Origin of the sequence: Streptomyces sp. NPDC058678 (assembly GCF_042714835.1) — a bacterium.
Taxonomy (GTDB): Bacteria; Actinomycetota; Actinomycetes; order Streptomycetales; family Streptomycetaceae; genus Streptomyces.
Genome location: NZ_JBHXSG010000001.1, coordinates 404,877 through 425,573, shown reverse-complemented (window position 1 = coordinate 425,573; position 20,697 = coordinate 404,877). Strand labels below are relative to the sequence as shown.

The window sequence follows — 20,697 nt, the reverse complement described above, 5'->3', positions numbered from 1 at the left end:
CTGGCCGGGCGGGAGGTGCTGGCTCATTTCTGGCTCCCTCGGGATGTGCCGCGGGGGCGCCGCCGCCCCGGGGGCGGGGGCGGGGGGGGGCGCCCGCCCCCTGGGGGGGCGGGCCCCCCCCCCCGACCCATGCCGGGATGTCAGTCATGGGTCGTAGCCTCGTCCGCACACAGGGCATCGACCGTCAGGGAGACAGCACGTGATCACCGGATACGTCATCGGCGAAAGCCTCCGTCCCGGCGCCGTGTTCGAGCCGCGCGGACTGCGGCTCCTCAAGGTCAGCCGGGTCGATCTCGGTTCGAGCGCCACCGACGGACAGCCCCGGCTGTGGACGTTCGTCGAGTGGGAGGGCGACGGCGAGGACATCGCCGCTCTCACGGACGCCTTCGCCGCCGCGCTGGAGCCGGAGAACGGCTGGTACGCCGACTTCACCGCCGGCGACGAGCGCGTGGTCGTCTTCGCCGGGAAGGTCTTCCGCTACCGGCGCGGCGACGAGGCGGGCCGCGCCGAAGCGATCGCGTACGGCCGCTCGGTGGGCACTCCCGAGCATCAGCTCGACTGGGCGGAATGACGCGAACCCCCGGTGATCGAGAGGGACTTCACGACGCCGCCCGCTGCTCGCCCCGTACGTCGTCCGGGTGGGCGAGCCCGAGGTGGTCGCGCAGGGTCGGGCCCTGGTACTCGGTGCGGAACACGCCCTGTTCCTGGAGCAGGGGGACGACCTTGTCGGCGAAGACGTCGAGGCCGGTCGGGGTGATGTGCGGGACGAGGATGAAGCCGTCACTGGCGTCGGACTGGACGAAGTCGTTGATGGTCCTGGCCACGGTGGCCGGGGAGCCCACGAAGTTCTGGCGGTTGCCGGTCTCGATGACCAGGTCGCGGATCGACCAGTTGTGGGCGGCGGCGAGCTCGCGCCACTCGCGGGCGGTGGCCAGCGGATCCCGGTACATGCGCACCTGGGCCCGACCGCGGGCGATGTGGTGCTCGCCGAGGTCCGGGTCGATGTCGGGGAGCGGGCCGTCGGGGTCGTACGAGGACAGGTCCCGGTTCCACACGAACTCCAGGTGCTTGAGGGCGGTGGCGCCGCTGACCTGCTGGCGGCGGACGTCCTTGGCGATCTCCTCGGCGTCCGCGTCGGTGTCACCGAGGACGAAGCTCGCGGCGGGCAGGATCTTGAGTTGGTCGTGGCGGCGGCCGTACCTGGCGAGGCGGTTCTTGACGTCCGTGTAGAAGGCACGGCCCGCGTCGAGGGTGGCGTACCGGCTGAAGATCGCGTCGGCGCCCGCGGCGGCGAACTCGCGTCCCTCCTCCGAGTCGCCGGCCTGGAAGACGACCGGGCGGCCCTGCGGGGAGCGGGGCACGTTGAACTGCCCGTGGATGTCGAAGTGTTGACCGGTGTGGACGAAGGAGCCGGCCTTCGCGTCCCGCAGGAAGGTGCCGGTGCCCTGGTCGGCGAGGATCTCGTCGCCCTGCCAGGAGTCGAAGAGTTCGTTCGCGGTGGCCAGGAACTCCTTGGCGCGGGAGTAGCGCTCTTCCTGCGGGAGGAAGCCGCCGCGGCGGAAGTTCTCGCCGGTGAAGGCGTCCCAGGAGGTGACGACGTTCCAGGCGGAGCGGCCGCCGGAGAGGTGGTCGAGGCTCGCGAACTGCCGGGCGACCTCGTAGGGCTCGTTGAAGGTGGAGTTGATGGTGCCGGTCAGGCCGAGGTGCTCGGTGACGGCGGCGAGCGCGGCGAGGACGGTGAAGGTGTCGGGGCGGCCGACGACGTCCAAGTCGTAGATCTTTCCGCCCTGTTCGCGCAGCCGGAGCCCCTCGGCGAGGAACAGGAAGTCGAACTTGGCGCGCTCGGCGGTCCGCGCGAAGTGGGCGAAGGAGCTGAACTCGATGTGGCTGCCGGCTTCGGGGTCGCTCCAGACGGTGGTGTTGTTGACGCCGGGGAAATGGGCGGCCAGATGGATCTGCTTCAGGGGCTTGCTCATGGGTCTGCGGTCCTTCCGGCTCAGGCTGCGGCGTAGCGGTTGGCGGGGCGGGGCAGGCCCAGCAGTCCGCGCAGGGTGTCGGCCTCGTAGGCGCGGCGGAAGACGTCGCGGCGCTGGAGTTCGGGGACCAGGCCGCGGGTGATCGCCGGGAGGTCGTGGCCGAGGACGGCCGGGCGGAGCCGGAAGCCGGTGAGACCGGCCGACGCCAACTCCAGCAGCAGGTCGGCGAGTTGGGAAGGGGATCCGGTGAAGATGCGGGCGTCGCTGGTGTACGGCTCCCCCGCGAGCGCGTCGAGACGGTCCCGGCGGGCCGCCGCCTCGGCCGGGTCGTCGTCGAGGAAGACCACCAGGTCCCCGAAGACGTGCAGGGACTCGTCGGCGCAGCCGGCCGTCTCCTGCTCGGCCCGGATCTCGGCGACGATCGCCCGGGCCTGGTCGGTGTCGTGCGGGGTGACGTAGCCGATGTCGGCCGCGCGGGCCACCAGCCGGTACGGGACGGTGTCGTGCGCGAGGGCGCTGACCAGCGGCTGGCCCTGCGGCGGGCGGGGCGTGATGGAGGGCCCCTTGACGCTGAAGTGCCGGCCCTGGAAGTCGATGTGGTGGAGCTTGTCGCGGTCGACGAAGCGGCCGGTGGTGACGTCCCGGATCTCCGCGTCGTCCTCCCAGCTGTCCCAGAGGCGGCGCACGACCTCCACGTGGTCGGCGGCCTCGTCGAAGAGGTCGGCCACCAGGTCCCGGGTGTCCGGGCTGTCGTAGGCCTCGATGCGGGGGATGGTGCGGCGGCCGAAGTGCGCGGCCTCGTTCGGGCGGGCGGTGATCTGCACCCTGACTCCCGCGCGGCCGGTGCTCACGTAGTCGAGGGTGGCGATCGCCTTGGAGAGGTGGAACGGCTCCGTGTGCGTGACCACCGCGGTCGGGACCAGACCGATGTGCCGGGACAGCGGGGCGACGCGCGCCGCGATCAGCACGGCGTCCAGGCGGCCGCGCACCTGGTCGGTGCGCTCGTCCGGTTCGAGGAAGTGGGAGGACTGCGGGCCGAGGCCGTCCTCGATGGTCACGAAGTCGAGCAGGCCACGTTCGGCCTCGGCGACCAGGTCGGCCCAGTATCCGGCGGTGAACAGGTCACGGGGCCGGGCAACCGGCTCGCGCCAGGAGGCCGGATGCCAGCCGGTGCCGTCCAGGGCGACGGCAAGGTGCAGGGAGGGTGCGGGAGATGGGGACACGAGTGGGTGCCTTCCTGGAGGTCCGTACGAGATCACCGGCCCGCACACAGGGGGGCACGGCGGCTGGGCGACGGGTCAGGAGCAACAGAGCGCGCCGGCCACGCGCTGGAGATCGATGTGGGGCCGGGAGTGGAGGTGGACGGCGTGGAGTGTGCGGGTCACGGCCGTCACCTCCTTCGTCCGGGCGCGAGAGCGCGCCTCGCGGATCTCGTCGTGAGTCACAACGCCCTCGCCTCGCGGGATGTTCCTGGGCTGCGCACCAGGAGGACGGGCGAGCGGCGGCGCAGGGTGAAGCCGATCGACTCGTACAGGCGGATGGCGGGAGTGTTGTCCGCGGCGGCGTGCAGGAACGGGGTGTCGCCGCGTTCGCGGATGCCCGCGGCGACCGCGCGCACCAGCCGGGTGGCCAGGCCCCGGCCGCGGTGTCGCGGGTCGGTGCAGACCGCGCTGATCTCCGTCCAGCCGGGCGGCCGGACCCTTTCGCCTGCCATGGCGATCAGCCGTCCCCGCTCCCGGATGCCGAGGTAGGTGCCGAGCGCGACCGTCCGCTTCAGGAACGGGCCCGGTCTGGTGCGGGCGACCAGGTCCAGGATCTCGGGGACGTCGTCGGGCCCGAGCCGTACCGCCTCGGGGGCGGACTCGGCCCGCAGCGCCGTGTCGACGAGCTGGACGCCCACTCCGCCGCCGACCACCTCCCAGCCGTCGGGCACCTTCTCGACCGGCTTGATCCGTACGACGCTCCCCGCGCCGACGAGCGTGTGCAGGTCGGCCCAGGCGGCCGGGTCCTCCGGATCGGCGAGGGCGGCGAAGTCGTAGACGTCGCTCGGGTAGCGGGCGGCTCGGCCGACGCGCTCGGCGAGGTGGGCGTGCGGGCCGTCGAGCGCCGCCCACACGGCGTTGTCGAGGACGGGGGCGTCGGGTGCGGACAGGGCCCCGCCTGCACGGACGTCGGTCTGATGGGCCACGGAGCCGGTGTCCTCTCTTGGTACGACGTGCCTGTGCCGCACGTCAGGTGACGACCGATCAGGAATTGGTCAGGGGCAGGCCGGGCGGGTTCACCTCGGACTTGGCGACGGCCTCGTTGGAGAGGTTCCAGGCGGCGAGCCACTTGGCGTACTGACCGGTCTCGATCAGGTGGTTGATGGCGTCGGCGAGTGGCTTGGCGAGGCCGCTGTCCTTCTTCGCCGTCGCGGCGATCAGGCCCTGGAGCGTTTCACCGGCACCGGAGAACTGGCCTGCGATACGGGTCGCCTGGGGCGTGCCGGAGGTCTTCGCCGCGTGGTAGGCGAGGTTCGGGTTGGGGCCGAAGTAGGCGTCGATCTTGCCGCTGCTCAGCGCCAGATAGATGCTGTTGGTCTCCTGGAAGTACTTGACGGTGAGGGGCTTCTTGCCCTCCTTGGCCAGCTTCGCCTTCCACTCCAGGAGGAGCTTCTCCTGGTTGGTGCCGTTGCCGACGGAGACCGTCTTGCCGGCGAGGCTCTCGTAGTCGCCGTCGAACTTCCAGGTGTTGTCCTTCCTCACCTCGAAGGCGAGATCGTCCTTCCGGTAGGACGCGAACTCGTACTTCTGCTTGCGCTCCTCGGTGTCGGTGACGTTGGAGAAGGCCACGTCGACCTTTCCGCTGTCGAGGCCGATGAACAGGTTCTCCCACGTCGACCGGCGTACCTCGGGCTGGAGTCCGAAGACGGCGGCCACCAGCCGGCCGAGGTCGGGTTCGGAGCCGGTGATCGTCTTCTGGTCGTCTCCCACGAAGCCGAGCGGTGGACTGCCGGAGGGCAGCGTGCCGGATCCGATCACCAGCTTGCCGCTCTTCTTGAGGGCGGCGGGCAGTTCGGCGCTGATGGACTTCACCTCGGAGACCTTCAGGGTGGTCTCCTTGGCGGCGCCGTTGGACAGCCGGCCAACGGTGACCGTGCCGGCGGTGTCGGTCCTGGTCGCGGCGTCGCTGTCGCCCCCGCAGGCGGCGAGCTGGGTGGCGAGGGCGGTGACTGCGGTCGCCGCGGTGATGCCGCGCATCAGGCCGCGTCGGGAGATCTGGGTGGGCATGGCTGTCCTTGTCATTCCGAAGGGTGGTGGTGGAAGTGGCGTGGGGGGAAGCGGTGGTTCCCGGCGTCGGCCGGGTCAGAGCACCTTGCTCAGGAAGTCCCGGGTCCGCTCGTGGCGCGGCTTGTCCAGGACTTCGGAGGGCGGGCCCTGTTCGACGATCCGGCCTTCGTCGATGAAGACGACCCGGTCGGCGATCTCACGGGCGAAGCCGATCTCGTGGGTGACGATCATCAGGGTGGTGCCGCTCCTCGCCAGGTCCTTGATGACGGCGAGGACCTCGCCGACGAGTTCGGGGTCGAGCGCGGAGGTCGGCTCGTCGAAGAGGATGACGCCGGGGCGCAGCGCCAGGGCGCGTGCGATGGCCACGCGCTGCTGCTGGCCGCCCGACAACTGCCGCGGGTAGGCGGCGGCCTTGTCGGCCAGACCGACCCGGTCCAGCAGTTCCCGGGCGAGTGCCTGGGCCTCGGCCTTGCCGAGTTTCCCGGTCGCCACCGGGGCGGCGGCCACGTTGTCCAGCACGGTGAGGTGCGGGAAGAGGTTGAAGTTCTGGAAGACGAAGCCGATGCGGCTGCGCTGGGTCAGGATGGCCCGTTCGCTCAGCTCCTTCAGGCGCTCGCCCTGCCGGCGTACGCCGATCAGCTCGCCGTTGACGCTGACGTGGCCGATCTCCGGCTTCTCCAGGTGGTTGACGACCCGCAGCAGAGTGGACTTGCCGGAGCCGGACGGGCCGAGGATCACGGTGACCTCGCCGGGCCGCACCGTCAGGTCGACCCCGTCCAGGACCCGGTGGGTGCCGTACCACTTGTGCACGTCGTGCACCTCGACGGCGGCGGCGTGGTCGATCGTCCCGGCGGTCATACGGCGGCCTCCCTGCGGATGCGGTCCCGCAGGTCGGTGAGACCGGTCCGCAGCTTCTGCAACGGCGTCGGCGGCAGGGTTCGCGTGGCGCCCCGGGCGTAGTACCGCTCGACGTAGAACTGGATGACGGACACGACGCTGGTGAGGATCAGGTACCAGACGGTGACGACCAGCAGGAGCGGCACGATGTCGCCGGGGTAGGTGGCGCCCATGGTCTGCGCGGTGCCGAACAGGTCGAGCAACGACACGTAGAAGACCAGCGAGGTGGCTTTGATGAGGCCGATGAGCTGGTTGACGTAGTTCGGAGTGATGGACCGCAGCGCCTGTGGGAAGACGATCCTCCTGAACTGGTAGCCCTTGGGCAGGCCGAGCGCGGAGGCCGCCTCGTGCTGGCCCTGGTCGACGGAGAGGATGCCGCCGCGGACGACCTCGGCCGCGTACGCCGCCTCGTTGAGGCTGAGTCCGATGACGGCGACGGCCATGTCGGTGGCGAGCCGTGACTCGTCGAAGGTGAAGAAGGCCGGTCCGAAGGGGACGCCCACGCTGAGCGTCCGGTACAGGGCGCTGAAGTTGTAGAGGAACAGCAGCACCACGATCAGCGGGATCGACCGCAGTGCCCAGACGTAGGTCCAGCTGACGGCGCGGAGCACCGGGCTGCGCGAGAGCCGGGCGAGGGCCAGCAGGATGCCGCCGAGGAGGCCCAACACCGCGCTGTAGGCGGCGACTTCGAGGGTGATGAGGAGCCCGTCGAGGATGGTCGGCCGCAGGAACCAGTAGCCGAACCGGTCCCACTGGTAGAAGGGGTTGGACACCAGGCCGTGGACGAACTGGGCTGCCAGGACCAGGACGACCGCGGTGGCGATCCAGCGTCCGGGTCGCCGCAGTGGCAGAACTCGCTGGGCGGCGAGTGGTCTTGACGGTGTGTCGGCGGGCGGTGGTGCCTCGGCGAGGGACACGGCGGCGCCTGGGGGTTCACTCATGGAGGGCTCCGGCGGGGCGGGGTCGGGACCCCCCGGGACAGCGCGAACGTGGTGCCGCTACGGCGGCCGCTCCGCGGCGGCGGGACGTGGCACACGGGAACGCACGGTGACCGGGGGCTGGGCGGACGACGACGCACCGCGAGGGCGGGCTTCGTCAGGAACGCGGGGGCTGGGGAAGGACGTCAGCCCCGACAGCGGGCACGGCCCGGTGCGGTACACAGTGCGCTGCTCACGCGGAGCAGATCGACGGCCCGGTCGGCGACGAGCTGGTGCGCGTACGGCGGAACGCAGCTCTGGGAGCGGCGCGTGGCCGTCCTGGGAGCTGCGTACATGCCCGTCACCCTGCTCTTCCGGCCCGAAGGGCCCTCGCGCTTACCGAATGTCATTCGGTCCGGTCGTCACCTGGGGCACCCCACCGCGTGCGAGGGTTGCCGGTCAGCAAGCCAGGGCTTGTCGCTGACGCTCATTACCGTTCTGGCAGTCAGTTAAGACAAACGCTCGAACGAATGTCAACGCCGGTCCGCCAGATGGAACGCGCTACGCCCTCTGAGCCGCGTGGGCGGCCCAGTCGAGGATCTGCACGGCCGCTCCGGCGGCCTCCAGGCCCCGGCAGTGGGCGTGGTGCCGTCGGGCGATGCCGTCGAGGTCGAGGTGGATGCCGAAGGCGGGGTGGGCGGCCAGGCGGCGGGCGTAGGCCCACAGGACGGGGTGGTCGGCGACGCGGTGCACCGCGGCGGCGTCCAGGTGGTGACGGTGCACGGTGTCGAGTTGGACCAGTGCGGCCCACAACTCGACGTCGGCCGCGGTGATCTGATCACGAATCAGGTAGTCGCGTCCGACGAGCCAGTGCTCCAGTGAACCCAGCGTCCCCAGCAGCTTGTAGAGCGCCACGTCACGCGCCCCGGTGTCGGGGTCCGCCGCCCCGGCCGCCTGTGCGGCCTGCTCGATGCCCTGCCCGCACAGTCGCTCCACGGCCTCGATCTCCGACTCCGCCCCGCACGGGTACAGCGCCGAACGGCCGCCCCCGAAGTGCCGGGCCAGGTCGCGGGTGATGTCGGGGGCGTGGGTGCTGACGATCCGCCCCGACCAGTCGTCACTGAGCACCGGCCCGGCGGCGGCACCGGTGTATCGGTGCACGCTCGCCTCGTAGAGCGGGCGAAGTGCCAAGTGCCCCCCGTCGGGACAGTCCGGGACCGCGCCCAGAAGCGTCACGGGGCAGACGTCGTCGAGTCCGAGCAGGCTGTGCGTCACGGCGATGCGGAGGCCGTCGGGACACGTGGGCGACAGGTGGAGGCGATAGCGGCGGGGCACGGCGTAGTGCCCGCTGCGCGCGTCCCTGCCGATCCGCCCCCGGAAGGCCGGGGCGGGCTGGGCGGAGGGGACGGTGGCGAGCGGTGTGACGGACATGGTTCTCCCCGGGGTGGGTGCGTGGACGTACGCGCGGCGGAAGCGACGTCGGGCGGCGAGAGGGCGGCCCTCCCCCGCATGCGACGGCTGTGGCGGCCGTCGGGGCGTGGCGGAGGACCGGGCTCAGCCCAGGGGGCTCATCGCGCTGCACACTCGCAGCAGATCGATGTGCCGGCGGGAGGTCAGAAGGGGTGACTGCCCGGAGGTACGGCTCACGTCGGCGGTGACCGGTCCAAGGCGCCCCATGTTTCCCTACCTGTTCACTAGGATTCCCCTCTGGAGTGTCGGACGAGCTCCGGCCGGCGTCAAGGGGGCGTCCACGGGGCGGGCGTCACCCGGCCCCGCGAGGGCGGACGCACCAACCGCTCCGCGTCCTCGCCGCGACCCGGCGACGACGCGACTCGGCCACCCCGTACCGGCGTTGGCCGAGACCCGACCCCGTACGGGCCGTTGCCGAGACCCGATCCCGGCGGGAACGGTTCGACGCAGGGGCTCAGAAAACCGCGAAGGCCGTGACGGGTATCTCCGCCACGGCCTCTGACCTGCTGATCCGCAAGTCGGGACGACAGGATTTGAACCTGCGACCCCTTGACCCCCAGTCAAGTGCGCTACCAAGCTGCGCCACGTCCCGGTGCGCTCTCCACAGCCATCCAGGTGAGGACACCCTGTGAGCACGCAGGTCAACCCTACCTCATGCGTGCGGGTCGCCCCGCGCTACGCGGGTCAGCCGTGGGCCACGGTCTCCTGCTCCACGGCGGTCGCCTCACTCGAGGCGCGAGCCTTGCCGGTCGTACCGCCACGTCGCCGCACCGGCACGAGCAGCGCGGCCAGCGCGGCAGCCAGGCAGAGCAGGGCCAGCAGGGCGAAGGCGTGGGTGTAGCCGGAGGCGTACGGCAGGCCCGAGGACTGGAGGCGGCCGGTGACCAGGACGCTGGTGACGGCGGCGCCGATCGATCCGCCGATGGTGCGGATGTTGGCGTTCATGCCGGTGGCGGCGCCGGTCTGGTCGACGGGGACGCTGCCCACGATGAGGTTGGCCATGGAGGCGAAGGCGAGTCCGATACCGAGCCCGAACACACCTGCCACCAGGGCTACTTGCCACCGCTCGTCGTGCCAGACGGTGAGGATTCCGCAGGCGAGCGCGCCGAGTGCGGCACCGGCCGTCAGGAGGGTCTTGGCGCCCAGGACGGGCTCCAGCCGGCCGCTGAGCACGCCGGAGAGGAACATCGCGACCAGCATCGGCAGCATGAGCAGTCCGGCGGCGGTGACGCTCGCGCCGAAGCCGTACCCGGCCGAGGCGGGCGTCTGCACGAAGCCCGGCAGGAAGGACCAGATCGAGTACATTCCGGCACCGAAGAGGAGCGCAGCGGTGTTGGTGGTCCACACGGCCGGCAGCCGCATGACCCGCAGGTCGATCAGCGGGGTGCGGGAACGGGCCTCGGCGTACAGCCAGAGTGCGAAGAGTGCGACGGCGGCGGCGAACAGGCCGAGCACCCGGGTCGATCCCCAGCCCCACACGGAGGCCTGGCTGAGCGGCAGCAGCAGGGCCACCAGCCAGGCGGACAGCAGCGCGGCGCCGAGCCAGTTGACCTGGCCCTCGGCCCTGTTGGGCGACTCGGGGACATAGCGCAGGGCGATGAGGGTGGCCACGGTGACGATGCCGACCGGGATCCAGAACAGCCACCGGTAGTCGAGCGCGGTCACGATGGGTCCGGCGGCGACCATGCCGACCCCGCCGCCCGCGGCGATCACGGCGGACAGGTTGCTGATGCTGCCGCTCACCTCGGACGGGGCGAACTCGTCCCGGATGATGCCGAAGGAGAGGGGGAACAGGGCACCGCCGACGCCCTGGACGACCCGGGCGACGATCAGTACGCCGATGCTCGGCGCGAGCGCGGCGAGCAGACAGCCGACCGCCACGGTCACCAGGACGGCGACCAGGGTGCGCTTCTTGCCGACCAGGTCGCCGACGCGGCCGAGGATCGGCGTGAAGACCGAGGCGGACAGCAGATAGGCCGTCATCACCCAGGTCGCGGTGGACTGGGAGGTGTGCAGGGCGTGCTGGACGGTCGGCAGGGCCGGTGCGATCAACGACTGCAGCATGGAGAACACGCCGGCACCGGCCGCGAGGACCACGAAGGTGAGACGGGTGGACTTGCGGGGCATGAAAAAGCCTCTCCGAACACAGAACGCGGCCGAAGCCTCTGATCACGGTCGTCCGTACGGACCCGGTGTGCCCTGCGGGCGGCACCGGGACGCGGACGGCCGCGGTGAGCGGTCGCGGAGGGGGTGGTGGGGGCGGACGGTGCCTGTAAGGCAGGGTCCGCCGGACTTGCTGGAGACGTCATGGGCGCGTGCGGCCGCACGCGTCCACGGTGAACGCACCCCGCACTGCTAAAGTGGAGGTACGCCTCCACTCTAGCGGAGGCAACCCTCCGCTTCAACCGAGTCGCCCGCCCGGGAGGCAGCCGTGACCGCCCAGTCGTTCCCCGTCAGCGAGATCGTCGCGTCGAGGCGACCGCACCGCAAGGACGCGGCCCGCAACTACGACGCCCTCCTCGCCGCCGCCCGCGAGGCCTTCGCGGAGCACGGCTCGGAGGCCTCGCTGGAGGACATCGCCCGGCGCGCGGGCGTCGGCATCGGGACGCTGTACCGGAACTTCCCCACTCGCCGCCACCTCTTCGAGAGCGTCTACGCGAACGAGGTCAACGCGCTGTGCCGGGTCGCCGAGGAGGTCGCCGACCGGGAACCCTGGGACGCCCTGACCGCCTGGCTGGACCGGTTCGCCGGCTACATGGTGACCAAGCGGGCCGTGCGGGAGGCCCTCAACGACGAGTCGGAGATCTTCGCCGCCTGCCGCGATTCCCTGTACGCGGCCGGAGGGCCGCTGTTCGTCCGGGCCCAGCAGGCCGGCGAGGCGCGCACGGACATGGACTTCGTCGACCTGCTGCGCATGGTCGCGGGCATCAGCGCGACGACCTTCGACGACGACGCCCAGCGCGACCGGGTCCTGTCCGTCGCCCTCGACGGGGTACGCACCCGGCGCTGAGATCCACGCCCTAGCTTTTTATTGCCTGACTCAAGTAAATTTGGCACCGGTAACACCGGCAGCACCAGCGGCACGCTGCCCGTCAGGCGCAGCCCTCTCCCCCGGGCCCGCCGCAGTCCCAGCGAACGGAGCCACATGCCTCTCCTGGCCCGGCCGGCGGTGGCCACCCTCGCCGCCAAGACGATGCAACGGATGACCCTGCTCGCCGACCGGCGCTCCGGCGGGCGCGGCTCCGCGGCGTCCTCGCACGCCCGCTTCCCCGAGTTCCCGCGCACTGTGCGGGAGTTGACCATCCCGACGGCCATCGCCCCGGCCCGGGTGACGGTGTACCTGCCCGTGGCCCAGGAGGCCGGCCGGGCGGCGCCCCCGGTGCACGTCAACTTCCACGGCGGCGGCTACGTCATGTCGCTCACGGAGCTGGACGACCCGCTGTGCCGCTTCCTCGCAGCGGAGGCGGGGGTCGTGGTGATCAACGTGGACTACGTGGTCGCTCCGCAGCATCCGTTCCCGGCTCCGCCGAGGCAGGCGTACGAGGTCGTCCGCTGGGTCGCCGAGCACGGCGCCGAACACGGCTGGGACGGCAGCCGCCTCACCGTGGGCGGGCAGAGCGCGGGCGGCGGGCTGGCGGCGGCCGTGGCACGCCAGGCACTCGAAGAGGGCGGTCCCTCGATCGCGCTCCAGGTCCTGCACTATCCCCCGCTGGACCTCGCGACCGGTGCCCGTCTGAAGCGCGCCAGTGTCGACCGGCCGATGCTGCGGCCCTGGATGGCCGACGTCTTCGACACGTCGTACGTCCCGGACGTCCGGCTGCGCACCGACCGGCTGGTGTCGCCCGCCCATCCCTCCGACACCGCGGACCTGACGGGCATCGCCCCGGCCCTCGTCGTCACGGCCGAGTACGACCTGCTGCGGGCGGAGGCCGTGAGCTACGCCGACCGGCTGCGGAAGACGGGATCCCTGGTCGGGCACCACGACGTGGCCGGGGCCGACCACGGATACGACGGCTCGGACGACGACAGGGCGCGCGAGACGTACGGACTGATCGCCCGCCACGTACGCGAGGCCGTCCACTCCTGAGGAGACAGAGGTCGCCTGCCGTCCCCTCCGGCAGCGGGCGGCCTCCGGTCCCCGCGCTCCCGTCAGGCGAACGGTGTTTCGGCGTGCTCCAAGACCACAACCGCGCTGCGCTCGCCGGGGTAGTACCCGCCGTCGGTGCCGTCGGCCACCGGCAAACCCTTGAGCGTGGACAGCGTGGCCTCGACGCCCTCGGTGAAGCCCTCCGCCCCACCGAAGGCGGCCCGGTCGACCGCGATGAGCAGAGCGTTCGAGCGGGGCCTGCCGCCCGCCGAGCTCACGGTGAACACCTGTCCGCCGAGGACCAGATGGGCAAGGAATATCACCAACCGCCCTTCCGGGAACGGCCGTTAAGGTCCTGCCATGAGACTGACGGTTCTCGGCGGGTGCGGCGCCTGGCCCACCGCCGCCCAGGCATGCAGCGGCTACCTCGTCGAATACGCGGGATTCCGCCTGCTCGTCGACCCCGGCTACGCCACACTGCCCCGGCTGCTCCTGCACACCACGGTCGACGCGATCGACGCCGTGCTGGTCAGCCACGGCCACCCCGACCACTGCGCCGACCTCAACCCCCTGCTGCGGGCGCGGGGGTTGAGCGACGCGCCTCCCCCGGCCCTGCCGGTCTTCGCACCGCACGGGTCCGTGGACGCCGTGCTGGCCCTCGACAAGCCGAGCATGCTCGCCGAGGCGTACCGTCTGCACGGGTTCCGTCCCGGCGAACGGCTGGAGATCGGCCCGTTCACCGCCGACACCCGGCTGTTGCCGCACTTCGTGCCCAACGCCGGCATCCGGCTGCGTACCCCCGGATCCGTGCTCGTCTACACCGGTGACACCGGCCCCAGCGACGACATTCCGCGCCTCGCCGAAGGCGCGGATCTCTTCTTGTCCGAGGCCACGTACGTCCACCGGGTCCCCTCCCCCACCGACGCGCCGTACCTGCTGACCGCCCGGTTGGCCGGCCAGTACGCCCGGCAGGCGGGCGCCGCCCGGCTGTTGCTCACGCACCTGTGGCCGGGCACGGACCCTTCGGAGGCGGTGAAGGCAGCCGCGGAAGCCTTCGTCGGCCCCTTGGACGTCGCCACGCCGGACCTGGTCATCGACCTCTGACGCCGGACGCCGGCCTGCCGCATCCGCTGCGGTGGGCCGGCGTCCGCCCTCGCCCTGTCGGGCGGCGCGCCGTGCGTCCTCAGTGGGCGCTGATCAGTTCCTTCTCGGCGCTGTTCTTCGGCGTCTGCCCGGCGCTTCGCACCGCGGCGATGCCGATGAAGACCATGGACGACAGTCCGGCGAGGGCAAAGGCGGTGAAGCCCCAGTCGCCGTTGCCCGCGGCGAGGAGCTGGCCGCCGAGCCACGGGCCGAAGACGGCGCCGAAGCGGCCCATGCCGGAGGTCCAGCCGACGGCGGTGGCGCGGTTGTCCGCGTGGGAGCGGATGGAGACCGTCGCGTAGATCATCGTCTGGGCGCTGTTGAGGAAGACGCCCGTGAAGAAGACGACGATCATCGTCAGGCTCATCGGCATGTGGACGCTGAGCAGGAAGACGCCCGCGGCGGTCAGCGCGAACCAGATCGCCGAGATGCGCGGGGCGCCGAAGCGGTCCGCCGCCCGGCCGGCGACCAGCATGCCCACGATGCCGCCGAGGTTGAAGACGACGACGAAGGACAGGGCGGAGCCCAGTTCGTAGCCCTCGGCGCGCATCAGGGTGGGCAGCCAGGTGGCGACGCCGTAGACCAGCAGCAGACCGCCGAAGGAGGCCGACCAGTACAGCAGGGTCTGCGCCCACTCGCCGCCGCGGAACAGGTTCACCAGGTTCGTCCAGCGGTCGGCGGTGGCCGGCTTGCCGGACTTGGCGGCGGGCAGTTCGACGTCGTAGCGGGCGGCCAGTTCACGGGCCTCCTCCCCGCGCCCCTTGGCGACCAGGAAGCTCAGCGACTCGGGCAGGAACCTGGCGAGCACCGGGGCGAACAGCAGCGGCAACACGCAGACCCAGAACGCGGCACGCCAGCCGACCGGGTCCACGAGCCACTTGGCCACGTAGGCGGAGAGGATGCCACCCGCGTGGTGGGCGGTCATCAGCAGGCCGATGACGAGGGCGCCGCGGCCGCGCGGGGCGTAGTCGGAGACCATGCTGATCGCGGTGGGCAGCAGGCCGCCGAGGCCGACACCGGCCAGGGTCCGGCCGAGGCCGAAGACCGCGACGCTGTCCGCCAGGGCGCACACGCCCGAGGCCAGCGAGAAGAGGACGACGCAGGAGACCATCAGCTTCTTGCGTCCGATCCGGTCGGCGATCGTGCCGGCGGTCAGGGCGCCGACCAGCATGCCGAAGGTGGCGTAACTGCCGAGGTCGCCGGCCTGGTCCGGGGTGAGGCCGAAGGTCTTCGTCTCCAGCAGGTGCGGGAGCACCGAGCCGTAGATGAACATGTCCAGGCCGTCGAAGAGGACGGCCAGCCAGCACAGGCCGACGACCAGGAGGGCCAGTCTGCTGCCGCGGGCGGACAGAGGGGAGGGGGAGGAGGACATCCTTGTTTTCCTCTCGTGCGGGCGGGGTGCCCCGACGCCAGATACCCGCGACGATGTTCGTCAACGTTTTTGTCAACAATCTCATCGACAATCAAGACGCGTCGGGGCGGCACGGAGGACCGGGGGTGTTACGCAACCGGCGGTGTGCCGTGCGTGTGGAAGGACTCGATGGTCTTCAGGCCCCAGGCCTGCCCCTTCTTCCGCTCCTCCTCGGTCCAGGTGATCAGCGGCCAGTCGGGGGCCAGCACCAGCCGGGTGAGCGGGTTGCACAGCTCGATGCGGTTGCCACCGGGCTCGTAGACGTAGAGGAAGAACGTCTGCTGGATGGCGTGCTTGTGCGGGCCCGTCTCGATGAACACACCCGCGTCGATCGCCAGGTCGGCCGCGCGCAGGACGTCCTCGCGGGTGTCGGTCGCGAAGGCGATGTGGTGCAGCCGGCCGGCCGAGCCGGTCCAGTCCGAGGTGTAGACGACGTCGTACGACTTGTTCGTGTACGTCAGCCAGCGCGCCGCGATCTTCCCCGTGTCGAGGCGGATCTGCTCGGTGGGCCGGGCACCGAGAACGTGTCGCTGGAACTCGGCGTTGGCGAGCACGTCGGCGGCGAGGAAGTTGACGTGGTCCAGGCGGCGTACGCCCACGCCCCGGTTCGGCTTGGCCTGCGGCTGGTTCTTCAGCGCCGGCCTCAGCTCGTCGGGGGCCCGGTAGTGCTCGCTCTCCCAGTACAGGGCGTGCTCGTGGCCGTCCGGGTCGGTGGTGACGTAGAGCTTGCCCAGGCCCGGTTCGTCCTCGGCCCAGTGGCCGGTGCCGCCCGCCTCCTCGACCGCCTCGACGCGGCGCCGGAGCGCCTCCTCGCTGGAGGTGCGCAGGGCGAGCCGGCCGAGGCCGGGCTGCTCGCGGGCGGTGAGGACCAGGCTGTGGTGCTCGTAGTCGTCGAAGGTCCGCAGGTAGACCGTGTCGCCGTCCTGCCCGTTGACGGTGAGCCCCAGATAGTCGGTGAAGAAGGCGACGCTGGCGTCCAGGTCCGGGGTGAACAGCTGGGCATGGCCGATGTGGGCGATGTCGCCGAGCGGCGGAGTCATCGTTGACCTCCATGGGGTTGCGGGGGGATCGGTGCCGTCCCGGCCGACCGCGGGAAGACGGTGCCGTCGAAGATCTTGCGGGCGGTGCGGACCACGGCGGTGCGGCGGGCGCAGGGCCGGCCCTCGGGAGTGGTGGCGAGGCTGCTCTCGATGTCCAGGAACCCCGTGGGATGTTCCAGGCGCACGCGGTCACCATCGGCGTCGAGCTTCGCGAGCCCGGCCCCCACACTGCCTTCGATCCGCAGGCCGGCGGCCACGCCGGCCGCGCCGAGCACGCCGATCGAGGTGTGGCAGCGCACCGGGATGAAGGTACGGGTGGTGACCGCGCCGCCGTCCCTGGGCGCGGCGAGCAGCGTGAGCTTGGGCACCGTGGCGTTCGAGACGTCACCGAGGCCCATCAGGCGGCCCGCCTCCAGGCGGATCGTGCGCAGCCTGTCGGCGAGTGCCACGTCCTCCTCCAGGTCCTTGGGCGACTCGTAGCCGGTGACCTTGAGCGAGGCGGCCTCGATGAGGACCGTGGGCATGCCGTTGTCCACGCAGGTCACGGGCACGCCGTCGATCTCGTCCCGGACGTTGCCGGTGGGGAGCAGCTTGCCGGCGCCGGGCGGGAACTCGATCACGACCGGCGCGGCCGTCCCCGGTACGCCCGAGATCTGGGCGTCGCCCGTGTAGTCCACGCGGCCGCCGGGGGTCGGGAAGGTCGCCGTGGCGAGGTCACCGGTGTTGACCATGCGGATCCGGACCGAGGTCTCCCGCTCCCCCACCGGGACCAGTCCGCGCTCGACGGCGAACGGGCCGACGCCGGCGAGGATGTTCCCACAGTTCTGACGGTCGCTCACCTCAGGCCGGTCGACGGCGACTTGGAGAAAGAGGTAGTCGACATCCGCTCGCGGATCGGCGGAGGGCGAGACCACGGCCACCTTGCTGGTGAGCGGGTGCGCGCCGCCCAGGCCGTCGATCTGCCGCTCGTCGGGGCTGCCCATGATCCGCAGCAACAGCTCGTCCCGCAGGGCCGGTTCGCCGGGCAGGTCGTCGGCGAGGAAATAGGCACCCTTCGAGGTGCCGCCCCGCATCAGCAGGCAGGGCACCTCCCCGGGCACGGCGGTCACGACCGCTCCCTCTCGTACTCGTCATACGTCCTGTACTCGACACCCAGCCTCTTCAACGTCTCCCGCAACCCGTAGCGGTCCAGGCCGAGTTGGCCATCGACGAAGGCGGCGCGGGCCTTGGCCTCCTTGACCTCGCGGGCCTCGGACGCCTCGACGGTGGCGGGCACGCGCTCGCGGGGTACGACCACCACACCGTCGTCGTCGGCGAGGATCACGTCGCCGGGGCGGATGACCTGACCGTCGATGGCGATCGGCACATTGACCGAACCGCCGGTGGCCTTGACCGTGCCCTGCGAGGAGACCGCCCGCGACCAGGCGGCGAAGCCCATCTCCCGCAGTTCCTGGGTGTCACGGATGCCCGTGTTCATGACGACGCCGCGCACCCCGCGCTTGTGGAGGGCGGTCGCGAACAGCTCCCCGAACAGGCCGTCCGTGCACGGGGAGGTGGTGGTGACGACCAGGATGTCGCCCTCGCCACACTGCTCGACGGCGGCGTGGATCATGAGGTTGTCGCCGGGCCAGCTGAGCACGGTGACCGCGGTGCCCGCCACCCGTACGCCCTGCTGGATCGGGCGGATCCCAGGCCCGAGCAGACCGGTGCGGCCCATGGCCTCGCTGACGGTGGCCACGCCGTACCCCGCCAGCGCGTCGACGTCCTTGACGTCGGCCTTCGGGGGGTTGGTGACGATGACGCCGCTCATGCCAGCTCCTTCGCGATCTGCGGGTAGGGGCGCATGTAGGCCTCGGCCATGGTCTTGTGCGCGAGCCCCAGGTTCGGCCCGGCGTTGCGCTTGAGCTGCACGCCTCGGCGGACGGCGAGGTCGGTGTAGTAGTCCCACAGGTGCTGCTGGGCACCCAGGCACTCCATGGCCTTGCGCTTGGTGTCCCACACCTCGGTGATGTCGAGCAGCACCTCGGGCCTGAAGCCGCTCATCTCGGGCTGGTGCGGTTCGAAGAAGAACACCGGCGGGGCGCCGATGATCTCGCCGGGGCCCGGATAGCCGATGGCCTGGGCGAGGACCCGGGCCTCCAGGGCCATCCGGTTGGCGGCCGGGTGGTCTCCGTTGTACGGGTCCTCGGTCGGGTGGGTGAGGACGACGTCGGGCTGGGTGACGCGGTAGACCTCGACGAGCCGGTCGGTGAGCTCGGGGCTGACGAGCAGCGGGTAGTCACCGGCGTCGAAGAAGCGGACCTCGGCGCCGAGGGTGGCGGCGGCCCGCTCGGCCTCGTCCCGGCGTATCGCCTTGATCTCGTCCAGTTTCCTGCCCTCGCGCCAGGCCTTGGCGGACTCGCCCCGCTCGCCGAAGGTCAGGCAGGCGATGGTGACCTTCTCCCCGCGGGAGGCGGCCAGGGCGATGGCTCCACCGGCTCTCCACACGAAGTCCCCGGCGTGCGCGGTGACGACGAGTGTCGAACGGGCGGTGGTGGCGGGCGCGCCTGGGTGCGTCATTGCTCGAATTCTCCTTGGGGTGACAGGTGGGCGCCCGCCTCGCGCGGCTCAGTCGCGCAGCGCCTCGATCACGCTGGTGAGGTGGGCGCGGACGGCCGTCTCGGCCGCCTGCGGGTCCCTGGCCCTGATCGCCTCGATCAACGCCAGATGCTCGTTCAGGGACTGCTGCGGACGTCCCGGCCTCAGCGCCAACTGGAAACGGTGGCGCACCAGTTGGGCGTTGAGCCGCTCCAGGAGTTCCAGGGCGGTCCGCTGCCCGGAGAACTCCCGGATCCTGGTGTGCAGTTCGTGGTTGAGGTCGGAGTAGGTCACGGGCTCGCCGTCGGCGACGGCCTTGGTCATCGCCGTGCCGAGGTCGGTCAGTTCACCCAGCTGCTCGTCGCTGGCCGCGACGGCCGCCTTCGCCGCGCACAGTCCTTCGAGGACCATGCGGCACTCGGTGATGGCGACCGCTTCGTCCACGGTCACCACCCGGACCCGCGAGCCGCGGTTGCGGATCCGCTCGACGAGTCCCTGGGACTCCAGGTCGATCAGTGCCGCACGGATGCTGGCCCGTGTCACACCGAACTGCTCGGCGAGCTCGTTCTCCACCAGCCGCTGCGCCGGTGCCATCTCGCCGTGCAGAATCGCCTGCCGCAGCTGCGCGAGCGCATGCTGTTTGGCCTGCTCTCCGGTGCTCGGACGGGCTTCTTTCGGCATCGTTGCCCTCCCTGAGTGAGTGCCTGTCGAACCTAAATCTAGCCAAACAAGATTGTCAACAATTTTGTCCGCCGTATTGCAGGCATAGATCTTCCCCAGGAGTGTCCCGCAGGGCTCTTCGCGGTCGGTTCAGCGGGTGGCGCAGCCCAGCCGGTAGCCGAAGACGGGGCGGGCGCGGATGAGAGCGGAGCCCTCCCGGTCCACCTTGCGCCACAGCCAGGACCTGGACCCGGGCCGGCACTTCGGCGATCCGGACGGGTTTCGGGTTTGGTGACGCAGTCCTCCCGCCCCGGGCCGAGGTCGGGGACGAGGCCGTGCAGGGCGTGGCAGCCGGACAGGAAGAGCAGCGGAGGGCGGGTCCGCAGGTGCGGTCCGGCCGTCCCGGGCGAGGCCCCGCAGGACCATTCTTGTGGGGACAGCGCCTCACGGCGCCGGCCCGTCGGTCAGGAGGCGGCGGCCGGGACGTCGAGCCGGTCCTCGGCATGGGCCACGAAGTCGCCGACCATCCGGCGGAAGAGCGTGGCGAGGCGTTCGAGGTCCTCCTCGGACCAGTCGGCCAGGGCCATCTCCACGCCCCGGCGGCTCACCTCACGTATGCGCTCGACCGCGGCCAGGCCGGCGTCCGTGATCTGGACGCGCTGGGCGCGCCGGTCGTCGGGGTCGGCGACCCGGATCACGTACCCGCCCTGCTCCAACTGCCGTAGTTGGCGCGTGACATGGGAGGCCTCCACCGACAGGCGGACCGCCAGCACTCCGGGACGCAGCGGCTCGCTCTCCGCGATGTGTCGCAGGATGGCCACGGCGGCCCGGTCCAATGCCAGTCCTGCCACGGCCATCAGCCGCTCGTGCTGCCGGGCGCGGCCGGCCAGGTGCGTGACACGGGTGAGGACGCGCTCGATCTCCGCCACGTTCACGGAGACGGGTGCTGCGGGGGACGGCTGTGCGGGCATGACATCACCTCAGGGTCGTTGCCTTACTTAAGCAATATTCAAAAGGTTGCTTGACTTAAGTAATACGCCCGTGCTTGCCTAAGTCAAGCAAGACACCCCGAACGGGGGTCGCCCCCAGCGGAGGCGGCCCCCTCGCGCCGAACCTGTGGGGACAGGCGCGGTGCGGTCGTCGGGCCGGCAGGCGGAACACTCCCCCGTCCACTGCCGGCCCGGCGACGGAAACCGACCTCCGGTCCCGGCCGCCGCCTCGGCCGGCGGGGACCTGGTGGTCCGCACCGC

22 protein-coding genes, 1 tRNA gene and 1 riboswitch are annotated in these 20,697 nt (G+C 71.3%); of the genes, 4 read left to right on the top strand and 19 right to left on the bottom strand.

The window, feature by feature from the left end; translation table 11 throughout:
- Window positions 1-199 precede the first annotated feature (199 nt).
- Entirely contained in the window at window positions 200-571 is a 372-nt protein-coding gene (locus ACFWWR_RS01820) for a hypothetical protein (protein ID WP_383868322.1), read from the top strand.
- A gap of 28 nt (window positions 572-599) precedes the next feature.
- On the opposite strand, the gene ACFWWR_RS01815 is transcribed toward ACFWWR_RS01820, so the two are convergent.
- From ACFWWR_RS01815 to ACFWWR_RS01765, 11 genes are all read right to left on the bottom strand, one after another.
- Complete coding sequence (locus ACFWWR_RS01815) at window positions 600-1,976, bottom strand: NtaA/DmoA family FMN-dependent monooxygenase (protein WP_383868320.1); 1,377 nt, start codon at window positions 1,974-1,976, stop codon at window positions 600-602.
- 20 nt (window positions 1,977-1,996) lie between these two features.
- On the bottom strand, window positions 1,997-3,199 hold the full coding sequence (locus ACFWWR_RS01810; RefSeq protein WP_384301396.1) for an LLM class flavin-dependent oxidoreductase: 1,203 nt from the start codon (window positions 3,197-3,199) through the stop codon (window positions 1,997-1,999).
- Window positions 3,200-3,274: 75 nt separating this feature from the next.
- Window positions 3,275-3,361: a putative leader peptide gene (locus ACFWWR_RS01805; protein WP_374200129.1), complete on the bottom strand. Its 87-nt coding sequence runs from the start codon at window positions 3,359-3,361 to the stop codon at window positions 3,275-3,277.
- A gap of 56 nt (window positions 3,362-3,417) precedes the next feature.
- Window positions 3,418-4,164, bottom strand: coding sequence for a GNAT family N-acetyltransferase (locus ACFWWR_RS01800; RefSeq protein ID WP_383868316.1), 747 nt, complete (start codon window positions 4,162-4,164; stop codon window positions 3,418-3,420).
- A 58-nt stretch (window positions 4,165-4,222) separates the two neighbouring features.
- Window positions 4,223-5,245, bottom strand: a complete 1,023-nt coding sequence (locus tag ACFWWR_RS01795) for an ABC transporter substrate-binding protein (protein WP_383868314.1) — start codon at window positions 5,243-5,245, stop codon at window positions 4,223-4,225.
- Between the two features lie 75 nt (window positions 5,246-5,320).
- Window positions 5,321-6,103, bottom strand: coding sequence for an amino acid ABC transporter ATP-binding protein (locus ACFWWR_RS01790; RefSeq protein ID WP_384301392.1), 783 nt, complete (start codon window positions 6,101-6,103; stop codon window positions 5,321-5,323).
- Window positions 6,100-7,083, bottom strand: coding sequence for an amino acid ABC transporter permease (locus ACFWWR_RS01785; RefSeq protein WP_384301389.1), 984 nt, complete (start codon window positions 7,081-7,083; stop codon window positions 6,100-6,102). The genes ACFWWR_RS01790 and ACFWWR_RS01785 overlap by 4 nt, the downstream gene beginning before the upstream one ends.
- A gap of 363 nt (window positions 7,084-7,446) precedes the next feature.
- Window positions 7,447-7,554, bottom strand: a riboswitch (SAM riboswitch).
- Window positions 7,555-7,620: 66 nt separating this feature from the next.
- Window positions 7,621-8,490 carry a glutathione S-transferase family protein gene (locus ACFWWR_RS01780; RefSeq protein WP_383868308.1) on the bottom strand — a complete coding sequence of 290 codons (870 nt, stop codon included), beginning with the start codon at window positions 8,488-8,490 and terminating at the stop codon, window positions 7,621-7,623.
- A gap of 123 nt (window positions 8,491-8,613) precedes the next feature.
- Entirely contained in the window at window positions 8,614-8,736 is a 123-nt protein-coding gene (locus ACFWWR_RS01775; protein ID WP_383868306.1) for a putative leader peptide, read from the bottom strand.
- 311 nt (window positions 8,737-9,047) lie between these two features.
- Window positions 9,048-9,121: transfer RNA gene (locus ACFWWR_RS01770), tRNA-Pro, on the bottom strand.
- A gap of 92 nt (window positions 9,122-9,213) precedes the next feature.
- A complete protein-coding gene (locus tag ACFWWR_RS01765) occupies window positions 9,214-10,656 on the bottom strand; it encodes an MFS transporter (RefSeq protein ID WP_384301387.1) in 1,443 nt (480 codons plus the stop codon).
- A gap of 304 nt (window positions 10,657-10,960) precedes the next feature.
- Between ACFWWR_RS01765 and ACFWWR_RS01760 the strand changes: the two genes are divergently transcribed.
- Both ACFWWR_RS01760 and ACFWWR_RS01755 read left to right on the top strand, forming a co-directional pair.
- Window positions 10,961-11,539 (top strand): TetR/AcrR family transcriptional regulator, encoded by a 579-nt coding sequence (locus ACFWWR_RS01760; protein ID WP_383868302.1) that lies wholly within the window; start codon window positions 10,961-10,963, stop codon window positions 11,537-11,539.
- Window positions 11,540-11,674: 135 nt separating this feature from the next.
- Window positions 11,675-12,616, top strand: coding sequence for an alpha/beta hydrolase fold domain-containing protein (locus ACFWWR_RS01755; RefSeq protein ID WP_383868300.1), 942 nt, complete (start codon window positions 11,675-11,677; stop codon window positions 12,614-12,616).
- A gap of 62 nt (window positions 12,617-12,678) precedes the next feature.
- Here the strand turns inward: ACFWWR_RS01755 and ACFWWR_RS01750 are convergent, their stop codons facing one another.
- Window positions 12,679-12,942 (bottom strand): hypothetical protein, encoded by a 264-nt coding sequence (locus ACFWWR_RS01750; protein ID WP_384301385.1) that lies wholly within the window; start codon window positions 12,940-12,942, stop codon window positions 12,679-12,681.
- Between the two features lie 34 nt (window positions 12,943-12,976).
- Here ACFWWR_RS01750 and ACFWWR_RS01745 point away from each other — a divergent pair, with 34 nt between their 5' ends.
- Window positions 12,977-13,720 carry an MBL fold metallo-hydrolase gene (locus tag ACFWWR_RS01745; protein ID WP_383868298.1) on the top strand — a complete coding sequence of 248 codons (744 nt, stop codon included), beginning with the start codon at window positions 12,977-12,979 and terminating at the stop codon, window positions 13,718-13,720.
- A 79-nt stretch (window positions 13,721-13,799) separates the two neighbouring features.
- Here the strand turns inward: ACFWWR_RS01745 and ACFWWR_RS01740 are convergent, their stop codons facing one another.
- The 7 genes from ACFWWR_RS01740 to ACFWWR_RS01710 all read right to left on the bottom strand — a co-directional run bounded on the left by ACFWWR_RS01740 (window position 13,800) and on the right by ACFWWR_RS01710 (window position 20,418).
- Window positions 13,800-15,131, bottom strand: coding sequence for an MFS transporter (locus ACFWWR_RS01740; RefSeq protein WP_383868296.1), 1,332 nt, complete (start codon window positions 15,129-15,131; stop codon window positions 13,800-13,802).
- Window positions 15,132-15,259: 128 nt separating this feature from the next.
- Complete coding sequence (locus ACFWWR_RS01735) at window positions 15,260-16,210, bottom strand: catechol 2,3-dioxygenase (RefSeq protein WP_383868294.1); 951 nt, start codon at window positions 16,208-16,210, stop codon at window positions 15,260-15,262.
- Window positions 16,207-17,283 (bottom strand): 4-oxalomesaconate tautomerase, encoded by a 1,077-nt coding sequence (locus ACFWWR_RS01730; protein WP_383868358.1) that lies wholly within the window; start codon window positions 17,281-17,283, stop codon window positions 16,207-16,209. Before ACFWWR_RS01730 ends, ACFWWR_RS01735 begins: the two co-directional genes overlap by 4 nt.
- 32 nt (window positions 17,284-17,315) lie before the next feature.
- A complete protein-coding gene (locus ACFWWR_RS01725; protein WP_383868292.1) occupies window positions 17,316-18,020 on the bottom strand; it encodes a 4-carboxy-4-hydroxy-2-oxoadipate aldolase/oxaloacetate decarboxylase in 705 nt (234 codons plus the stop codon).
- Window positions 18,017-18,769 carry a PIG-L deacetylase family protein gene (locus ACFWWR_RS01720; protein ID WP_384301381.1) on the bottom strand — a complete coding sequence of 251 codons (753 nt, stop codon included), beginning with the start codon at window positions 18,767-18,769 and terminating at the stop codon, window positions 18,017-18,019. Before ACFWWR_RS01720 ends, ACFWWR_RS01725 begins: the two co-directional genes overlap by 4 nt.
- A 48-nt stretch (window positions 18,770-18,817) precedes the next feature.
- Window positions 18,818-19,468, bottom strand: coding sequence for a GntR family transcriptional regulator (locus ACFWWR_RS01715; protein WP_384301377.1), 651 nt, complete (start codon window positions 19,466-19,468; stop codon window positions 18,818-18,820).
- A 443-nt stretch (window positions 19,469-19,911) separates the two neighbouring features.
- Window positions 19,912-20,418 carry a MarR family winged helix-turn-helix transcriptional regulator gene (locus tag ACFWWR_RS01710; protein WP_384301375.1) on the bottom strand — a complete coding sequence of 169 codons (507 nt, stop codon included), beginning with the start codon at window positions 20,416-20,418 and terminating at the stop codon, window positions 19,912-19,914.
- Window positions 20,419-20,697 lie beyond the last annotated feature (279 nt).